8 protein-coding genes and 3 pseudogenes are annotated in these 8,357 nt (G+C 71.6%); 3 read left to right on the top strand and 8 right to left on the bottom strand.

Translation table 11 applies throughout. From position 1 onward, the window contains the following. From AB0J08_RS40360 to AB0J08_RS40340, 5 genes and pseudogenes are all read right to left on the bottom strand, one after another. Window positions 1–270: pseudogene (locus AB0J08_RS40360) on the bottom strand (transposase); the annotation flags it as partial. Window positions 271–427: 157 nt separating this feature from the next. Continuing rightward, complete coding sequence (locus AB0J08_RS40355; protein WP_360644771.1) at window positions 428–1,609, bottom strand: hypothetical protein; 1,182 nt, start codon at window positions 1,607–1,609, stop codon at window positions 428–430. After that, window positions 1,606–3,084, bottom strand: a complete 1,479-nt coding sequence (locus tag AB0J08_RS40350) for a hypothetical protein (RefSeq protein WP_360644768.1) — start codon at window positions 3,082–3,084, stop codon at window positions 1,606–1,608. The genes AB0J08_RS40355 and AB0J08_RS40350 overlap by 4 nt, the downstream gene beginning before the upstream one ends. Before the next feature lie 416 nt (window positions 3,085–3,500). Beyond that, window positions 3,501–3,923 carry a DUF5959 family protein gene (locus AB0J08_RS40345; RefSeq protein WP_360644765.1) on the bottom strand — a complete coding sequence of 141 codons (423 nt, stop codon included), beginning with the start codon at window positions 3,921–3,923 and terminating at the stop codon, window positions 3,501–3,503. Between the two features lie 140 nt (window positions 3,924–4,063). Further along, window positions 4,064–4,198, bottom strand: a complete 135-nt coding sequence (locus tag AB0J08_RS40340) for a hypothetical protein (RefSeq protein ID WP_360644762.1) — start codon at window positions 4,196–4,198, stop codon at window positions 4,064–4,066. Between the two features lie 116 nt (window positions 4,199–4,314). Here AB0J08_RS40340 and AB0J08_RS40335 point away from each other — a divergent pair. Continuing rightward, window positions 4,315–4,656: pseudogene (locus AB0J08_RS40335) on the top strand (ISAzo13 family transposase); the annotation flags it as partial. A gap of 2 nt (window positions 4,657–4,658) precedes the next feature. Here the strand turns inward: AB0J08_RS40335 and AB0J08_RS40330 are convergent. Together AB0J08_RS40330 and AB0J08_RS40325 are read right to left on the bottom strand one after the other, a co-directional pair. Next, window positions 4,659–4,799, bottom strand: a pseudogene (locus AB0J08_RS40330) (IS256 family transposase); the annotation flags it as partial. A 188-nt stretch (window positions 4,800–4,987) separates the two neighbouring features. Then, window positions 4,988–6,223 carry a cytochrome P450 gene (locus tag AB0J08_RS40325; protein ID WP_360644759.1) on the bottom strand — a complete coding sequence of 412 codons (1,236 nt, stop codon included), beginning with the start codon at window positions 6,221–6,223 and terminating at the stop codon, window positions 4,988–4,990. A gap of 958 nt (window positions 6,224–7,181) precedes the next feature. On the opposite strand from AB0J08_RS40325, the gene AB0J08_RS40320 reads away from it, so the two are divergent. Both AB0J08_RS40320 and AB0J08_RS40315 read left to right on the top strand, forming a co-directional pair. Beyond that, a complete protein-coding gene (locus AB0J08_RS40320) occupies window positions 7,182–7,514 on the top strand; it encodes a recombinase family protein (protein ID WP_360644756.1) in 333 nt (110 codons plus the stop codon). Continuing rightward, a complete protein-coding gene (locus tag AB0J08_RS40315; RefSeq protein ID WP_360644753.1) occupies window positions 7,511–7,654 on the top strand; it encodes a hypothetical protein in 144 nt (47 codons plus the stop codon). Before AB0J08_RS40320 ends, AB0J08_RS40315 begins: the two co-directional genes overlap by 4 nt. Window positions 7,655–7,760: 106 nt before the next feature. Here AB0J08_RS40315 and AB0J08_RS40310 read toward each other — a convergent pair whose 3' ends face one another. Beyond that, a complete protein-coding gene (locus AB0J08_RS40310) occupies window positions 7,761–8,033 on the bottom strand; it encodes a hypothetical protein (RefSeq protein ID WP_360644750.1) in 273 nt (90 codons plus the stop codon). Between the last annotated feature and the right edge of the window lie 324 nt (window positions 8,034–8,357).

The following is an 8,357-nucleotide window of genomic DNA, read 5'->3' as shown; positions in this document are numbered from 1 at the left end:
GTTCGACCAGGACGCCGTTCTCGAACCTGGCGCCGGAGCGGACGAGGGCGACGAGGTGGGCGCCGGTGATCGCGCGCCAGCGTGCCTGGGCGGACTCGGCGAGCTTGAACACCATCGCGAGCGCGGCGGCCGGGCTGCCGGCGCCACGGGTGACCTTGGTCCGCAGCTTGACCTGGAGAATGTGGACTCGATGGGGTTCGTGGTCCGTAGGTGGACCCAGTGCTCGGCGGGGAAGTCGTAGAACGCCAGCAGTTCCGCGGCGTCCCTCCGGCGAGCAACCGGGCCGCCCCCGCACGCACCACCTCGCGGCGCCGACGGCCCTTCGCCGTCAGCCCGCCCCCATCCGCATAACGCATACCAACGGCATAGCGCGCAGATGACCGGCAGTCAGCTACACGAACAGGCCAATCGCCTCGAAGCGCCGAGGTCAGTACCGGAGGGCCGCGCGGCGGTAGCGGTCGAGGACGTCCTGGCGCAGCAGGCTGGCGAAGCCGGCGCCCTCGATACGCAGGCCGAGCTGGGGCTCGGTGAGGCCGAGGGAGGCGGCGGCGCTCGGGAGGTGCCACTGGTGGGCGGCCAGCCGCTCCAGCAGGTGGCCGCGCCGGACCTGGGACTCGGACAGCCGGAAGGTCTTGAGGTAGGCGAGCCGGCCGTGTTCGTCGGTGATCGCCTCGCCGATGTGGTTCTCCTGCTTGGGACGGAACTCCGGCAGGAACCGGGCGAGCCTGAAGCGGCCCAGTCGACGCACCTCCCGGGCCCGGTAGTCGGGGTCGAGCAGGCCGCCCGCCATCGTGTCGTCGTGGAAGTCCGTCCAGGCGCGCTCCTGCCCGGCGACGGCCGCGCGCAGCTCGGACAGCGAGTTGACCGGCCCGGCCATGCGCAGGTCGGCGCGGAAGTCCGGGACGGCGGCGGACAGGAGGGCGTAGTGGTGGATCAGCTCGCCGTAGAGGTCGAGCAGCAGCGTCCGGTGCAGCGCCCGGTAGTCGTCGGGGTGCGGGACGACGAAAGCCGCGGCGAGGGCGTCGGCCACGTACACGACCAGCCCGCACTGGCCGGGGTGGATCTCGAAGACCCGCAGCGCGTCGGCGAGGCCGCGGACCCGGTCGCCCGCGTACGCCTCCTCGGCGCGCGGCGACAGCCCGTGCCGCACGGCGCGGTCGGACCACTCCTCCCAGGCGATGGTCGGGCCGCCGAAATGCAGCGCCAGGTAGCCCTCCAGGGCGAGGTGCAACGGCAGGAAACGCAGCCGGGTCCGGCTCTCGCGCTTGGCGAGCCGGCGCGGCGCCCGCACCCGGATGCGCTCGGGCGGGGCGGTCGCGCCGATGGCGGAGGGCGCGTCGAGCCGGGTGCCGTAGGCGGCCGCCGGGGTGCCGTCCTGGGCCCAGTCGGCGACGAAGCCGTGCGGGACGTAGGCGAGGTAGTCGGTGCGCCGGCCGACCGGGACGGCGGCGTACTCCGGCTCGTACAGCTCCTGGTGGAGGCGGAGGTCCTCGATCGGCTCGGCGCGGACCAGCGGGACGAGGCGCACGCCGCCCCACACCTGGGCGGGCCGGGTGTCGAGGCCGGCGAGGTCGAGCCGGAAGGCCGGCCCGGACGGGGTCGTGGTCATCGGACGGTCTCCTCAGCGCCGGGGCGGCGTCCGGTCGCGCCGGCCGCCAGGAAGCTCTCGGTGCGGGCCGCCAGGTGCGCCGTCAGCTCCGCGAGGTCGGTGCGGCCCTCGGCGAAGCGCGCGAACTCGACCAGCGCAGGAAGGTCCTCGGCGTCGCGCAGCCCGGCCGTCGGCACCGTCGGGGCGAGCCGCCGGACGTCGAAACCCTCCGCGTCGTACACCGGGTTGAGGTGCACGATGCTGGTCCGGTGCTCCGGGTCCAGTCGGGTGCGCCACACCCGCAGCACCTCCGCGGCCAGGCCCGGCGGGGCGTTGTCCCAGCCGTCGGAGACGATCACTAGCCGCTGCGGCGCGGTGTCGAGGGCGTCCAGGATCCGCCGTCCGAGCGGGGTGGGGCCGGACGGGCGGGCGAGCAGCGCGTCGGTGCGCCCCGAGGTCCACAGCGCCGTGTACTCGCCCGCCAGGGCCGCCAGCAGGAAGTGACAGGCGAGCGCGGCGGCGAGCGGCCGACGGCGCTTCACGCCCGAGCCGTACGCGGACCAGCTGTCGTCGAGGACGGCCGCGACCCGGCCCCAGCCACCCTCCTCGGCGCCCGCAGCGCGCACCGCCCTGCGCGCCGCGCCGCGCAGGGCGCCGGTCAGCTCCGTCCGGCGGGCGACCCGGTCGGCGGGCGGCAGGCCCAGCACGTACGAGGCGAGCCGGGTGAGCGGCATCCGGGCGAGCGCCGCGCCGTCGGCGGTGACGGCGGTGGCGCCGGCGGCGCGCGCGGACTCCTGCAGGCGCAGCCGCTCCAGGCCGGTCAGCCGAGGTTCGATGCGCTCCAGGAACGCGGCCCGGGGGATGCCGTGGCGCCGGGCGAAGCCCTCCGCGACGGTGTACGGCAGCTCGTAGAGGGCGGATTGCTGGTGGTGGGCGCGCCGCCAGGTGTCCAGCAGCGGTGCCTGGTACGCGCCGCGGCGTCGCGGGGCGTACAGGAAGTCGCCGGTCTCCACGGCGGCGGGCCGCAGGTGCGTGTGGCGCAGCGCGCGCTTGAGCCCGGCGCGGTACTTGACGGCGTCGAGGGTCTGGTCGGGACGGGCGGCGAGCCAGTCGCGCACGATCGCGCGGGTCCGACGGTTGTTGACCTTGGCGCGGCGCAGCTCGCCGATCAGCCGGTAGGCCCGCTTCGGTGGCAGCAGCTCCAGCCGGCGGGCGATCAGCCGCCCCTCGGCGTGCCGCTGCTCCGCGGTGGCGTCGCGGGAGGTCTCCAGCAGCCGCCGGACGATCAGGGCGGCGTTGTGGTCGTTGATGTCGAGGGCGAGCGCGGCGGCGTACGGGCCGCGGTAGTTGATGAGCATGTACTCGTGCAGGAACTCCAGCGAGAGCTGCTGCTCGGCGGCTCCGCCGTGGAACTCGCGCTGGCCGGTGCCGGTGATCGCGGCGTTGACGAACAGCAGCACGTCCTCGGCGGCGACGAGGTCGCCGTACGTCTCCACTGCGCGCCCCCGGTGGTCGTGTGGGAAAGGCCGGCCGGGGAATGGGGGCACGAGCTGCGAATCATTGCGGTAAAGGCACATTCCGGAAGTCGCACCGGAGTCCCGCGGCCGGCCGGTCGACCCTAACACCGGGCGGCGGCGGGGCCCAGCCGTCATCCCCCCGCGGCCCGCTCGTCGGGTCACGCGGGGGCACCACGCAGCTCCGGGGTTCGCCGTTCACGCTGCTGCCCGCCTTGGCCGGTGGGCCGGGCGGAATCCGGGGCGTACCTGACGCCGTCGCCGCGGATGGACAGGGTGAGGGGTGAGCGTCCGGTCGGGTGCTGGTACGACGGTGACGTAGATTCCTTCCGCCCGGTCGGCACCCGGACCGAGCCGAACAGCAGGCCGCCGCCCGCTGCCGCCTGTCCAGGAGCCGGTCAGCCTGCGAAGACCTGTCGGGCCTTCACCAGACGCGCCCGGTGGTCCTCGATCCAGCCGGCCGTCGGGGACATGGGCTGGCCAACGGTCACCTGCGAGGACGGGTCGTCGCAGATCGACACCCCGATCGTGCTGGGACTGAGCGGCTTGATCCTCAGCTCGACCGTTCGGCCGGAGTTCAGCCACGAGACGAACCGGTGCCGGGCGAGACTGTCGAGAGCCTCCTCCCAGCGGTCCAGGTCGAAGGAGGAGACTCCCACCGGGAACCTGCCGGTGACGGTCTCCGTCGACACGACGAACTCACAGTCCAGGAACACACTCCCTGGGTCCGGTCGCTTCAGCACCCGCAACGCGACGACATGACCGCTCGTCCCCGGCGGGTCGGCAAGGTGGATCAGATCGTCCAGGTCGTCGTCGCTCATCACGGCCCTCTCACTCGATCTCGAACAAGGGCATCATTCCGGACGGCACCGACACATCCGAAGACGCTCTCGTCTGCCACCAACAGGCCACACGCCACTGGCAGGCATCTGCTCGCCCACCACGGCCGGATAGCGAACTCTCAGGTCGGAGGTGGCGAGTCGTCCAAGGCCAGCCCGGCGGCCTGCTCCGTCGGGGCGGTGTAGATCGCCTTGAGCGCCGGCACCAGCTTGGAGTGGTCCCGAACAGAGGCCAGCCGCAGCGAGGCCCGGATCAAGTGGAGCCATCAAAGAACAAACGCGTTGCGGCTTATCCGACTACGCCCGCATGTAGCTCGCGCACCGGTTCGCATCCCTGTTACCGCATTTGAACGGACGTCAGCGTCCGCCGGCCATGGCGACCGAGGCCCGTCTGCTCGGCCACGGTGGTGTGCGCATGGTCGCGCGAACGGCTGGGGTGAGGGAGACCACCGTGCGCAGGGGCGTGTTCGAGCTCGAAGCCAGTGCGGAGCCCTTACCGGAGGGCCGTGCGCGGCATCCCGGCGGCGGCCGGATGCGAGCCGATGCGGTCGATTCCGACCTGGTCTGCGCACTGTTGCGGCTGGTCGAGCCGGATGAGCGGGGCGATCCGATGTCGCCGCTGCGCTGGACTACGAAGTCGTTGCGACACCTGGCCGCCGAGCTGTCCCGGCAGGGTCACAAGGTCACCGCACCCACAGTCGGGCGGCTTTTGAGACGGCCGGCCGGATCGTGCTTCTCGTAACCCAGGTGCTCGGTCATCTCCGCGTCCAGGGCCCGCTCCAGCACCGCCCGGGTGACCTGGGTCAGCAGCCCGCCCTCGCCCAGCAGAGCCATGCCCGAGGCGTCCGCGCGGTCCATCAACTGCTCGACTACCTCATCCACCAATCGCTCATCGACCGGCTCGGCGACCGGCCCTTCCTTCTCGCTCCGGCCGGCCAGAGCCCCCAGCCGGGACCCCGGCCAGCCTCCCAGATCCTGGACTTGCACGAACTATCTGACACGCTCGACCGAGACCCACGTGTAACCGAGCTCCGGCAGATGCACAGCTAGGCAGGGGCAGGCGCGCCGTTGCGGGGGCCGAGGACGGCTAGAAGGTCCTGGTGGCCGTTGGAGATCAGGGACGGCAGCGGGCGCAGTGGTGTGTCGGGCGTGAGGGTGGTGGTGGGGAAGCGGTCGAAGAAGAGGCGTAGTGCGGTTTCGGTCTCCACGCGGGCAAGGGGTGCGCCGAGGCAGTGGTGGACGCCGTGGCCGAAGGCGAGGTGGTCCTTGACGGTGCGCAGGGCGTCGAAGGTGCTGGCGTTCTCGCCGTGGATGTCGGGATGGCTGCCGGCGGCGGCGAAGGCGGCGAGGATTGCCTCGCCCCGCAGGATCGTGACGGCGCCGGGCAGTTCGATGTCGTCGATGGCGTAGCGCAGGGGGAGGTAGGCGACAGGGCTGTTGTGGCGCAGGCTCTCTTCGACGATGTCGCTCCATGTGGCACGGCCGGCCCGGACGTGACCGAGCTGGACGGGGTTGAGGAGCAGGGCGGTGAGGGCGTTGTCGATGAGGTTGACGGTGGTCTCGTAGCCCGCGGATATGACGAGCAGGAGGGTGTCCCGCAGTTCCTGCTCGGTCAGGGCGCTGCCATCGCCCTCGGTGTCGCGGGCGTCGATGAGCAGGGAGGTCATGTCGTCACCGGGTGTGGTGCGCTTGGCGGCGATGAGTTCGTCGAGTATGGCGTAGAGGGCGGTGGCGTTGGTCTGGGCCTGTTCGGGGGTGCGGGTGGTGTCGAAGAGGCTGTCGACGGTGGTGCGGAACTGGTGTCGCAGGCCGGCGGGCAGTCCCATGAGGTGGCCGATCACGCGGAGGGGGAGTGGGGAGGCGAGGTGTTCGCGCAGGTCGGCCGGTTCACCTTCGGGGATGGTGTCGAGGTTGTCGAGAAGGTCCTGGACGATCTCCTCGATTCGGGGCTTCAGGGCCTGGACACGGCGCGGGGTGAAGGCACCGCCGATCAGGCGGCGCAGGCGGCGGTGGTCGGCGCCGTAGGCGGTGAACATGTTCTTGACCGCGATCCACAGCGCCAGCGGCCACGTCGCGGCCACCGCGGGGAACCCGGGCCAGTGCTGGCGCGCGTCCTTGGAGACGCGGGAATCCATGAGCAGGGACTTGAGGACCGCCGGATCGGCGACGGCCCACGCCTGGACACCGAGAATGTCGACGCGGGTCGCCGGGGCGCTGTGGAGGACGGCGGTCTCGGCGTCGCGGCTGTAACCCGTGGGATCAAGGACGAGGCGGGATATCACAAGGACTCCTTCGCGGGCGGCGGAGCGGGGAACCGTCCTGGGTGTCGGAGACGGGGAGGTGAACGAGCAGTGCGGCCGGAGGATTGGACCGCGGAGCGGACGGAGCCCGGTAGAACGGGCCCCACCTTCAGATGAGGTAACCGGCACACATCCCGAGAGGCCGGTGTTGTGGTTGGACGCTAGGGAGAGAGCACGGTAGGCCTCCACACGGTGGCCGTTCGGGCGAGCGAAGAGATCGCCAGGCGGAAAGCCCCCGTACCACATCCCGGATGGCGGGAACCTTCGGCTCTCAAGGGGCAGCTCTGGAGCTATCGTGGCGGGGGCCGTAATTATCGTGCGCCCAGCCGTATGGCCGGCCGCCGAGGTCGGCGGCCATCAGGTCGCGATCGACCAACTGCTCGGCACTCTCACGACGCTGAAGTCATGCGGGTCGTGCCCGGAACAGTACGGGCACTGCACCACACACCCCATCGTGCAGACCAAAGGGCTTGGCACAGCCACATGGGCGTCCAGGGACCCAGCAGCCGGCACAGCCACATGGGCGTCCAGGGACCCAGCAGCCCTTCTGTTGCACCGACGGCAACGGCGGTGAAGCCGAGTACAGGGGCAGGTTTCCGGGTCTACTGGTCCACCGACCGGCGGGGTCAGAGGTGGTTGGCCGACCCGGCACAGATTCGCAGCAGGTAGCGCTGACTGGAGCCGGGCCGCTCGTCGCCGATCTCCACCTCAATCTCCAGGTGGAGGTCAGCCGGCCACCCACGCTGCCGGACCGCTGCCTGTAGGTGGAGGATACGGGTCCCAGCTGCACGGTCACGGCCCGAGTGTGAGCCCGCCCTATCCGAGGAGCGATGCCGGGCGTGCCGACCCGCCGACGCTCGGGCGGGGTAGAGGGCCGGCCGACCTACCGTCAACCGCGGCGCACGAGTACGTAGGCGGCCCTTCAAGAAGATTCGTTTACGTGGCACAGTGGTCCGTCGGGGAGCCGCAGCAGCCTGGTGGAACAGGCGCGCTGCTTCTTCGCTGTGAGACCGCCCGTGCGGTGACCGCGCCCGGGCCGAGAGGCCCGGGCGCTGCCGAGTTCCTCACCGGCGAACTCAAGGGCTCGCACGACCCGTCCGGCATCGTGTTCACCGTGCTCGCGGCCATGTCCGGCATGGAGCGTGAGTACATCCGCGACCGCACCCTCGAAGGCCACGAGTCCGCCCGCAAGCGCGGCAAGACCATCGGCGGCGCCGGAATCACCGATGAGTCCATGCTGTCCATAGCCCTCCACCGCGTGACCAGGAGATGAGCCTGCGCGACATCGCCAAGCGGCTCGTCATCACGACGGGCGCGAAGAAGGGCCAGCGCCCCTCACCCGCCACCGTCATGCGGATGCTGCGCGAGTACGACGAGCAGACGGCCGAGGCCCCGGCAACACTCGGAGCATGAGCGGGAGATTGTGGCCGACTATCCGGGACTGGCTCGACAACGCGGCGGGCGACGACATCGCGGACATCCTGGCGCAGGGGCACCGCGGTCAGCAGCTGCTGGAGTTCTACGCCAAGGACGTGACCGACACCGTCAACGCCGCGCTCCAGGAACGCACCGGCCCCGAACTCCACTGGCGGATTTCCGCGTTCGCAACCAGCTCTGCGACCACCAACGCCACGTCGTCGGCCAGCTCCGGCATCTGCCGGGCCACGAGAACAACAGCCACACGCCTCGCCACAGCCGCCGGCATCTCCTCATCAACAAGCCGCAGCAGCATGTCGACGCGGGCCGTCCCGAGACCACAGCGTCCAACCAGGAGAGGGACCGGGAACGGCATCCTCGCCTCCTCGTACCATGCTGCTGAACACCCGGGCCGCCGTCTGGCGGGCGGTCCGTCCGACCGGGGCCTCCGCGGCGGCGAGGACCGGGCCGGCAACCGCTTCGACGGCCGCGCGCAGCGGCCGGGGGACGCTGCTCCACCCGGTGGGCGCGGCGGGGCCGGGCAGGTCGAGGGCCATCGGAACACTCCTTGTCCAGGGTGTGGCCAGGGCACAGCGCCCGGGCGGTCCCGGCTGCGCGGCCTGTCCACCGACGGGCGCTGCCGGGCCTTCGGGGCCGATGTGCGGGGACGGCTCCTCGGCGTGCAGCGTTCTCGGCAGGA

Source organism: Kitasatospora sp. NPDC050463 (assembly GCF_040655255.1).
Taxonomy (GTDB): domain Bacteria; phylum Actinomycetota; class Actinomycetes; order Streptomycetales; family Streptomycetaceae; genus Kitasatospora.
The sequence above is the reverse complement of the archived record's forward strand: the minus strand, read 5'-3'. Positions and strand labels throughout refer to the sequence as shown.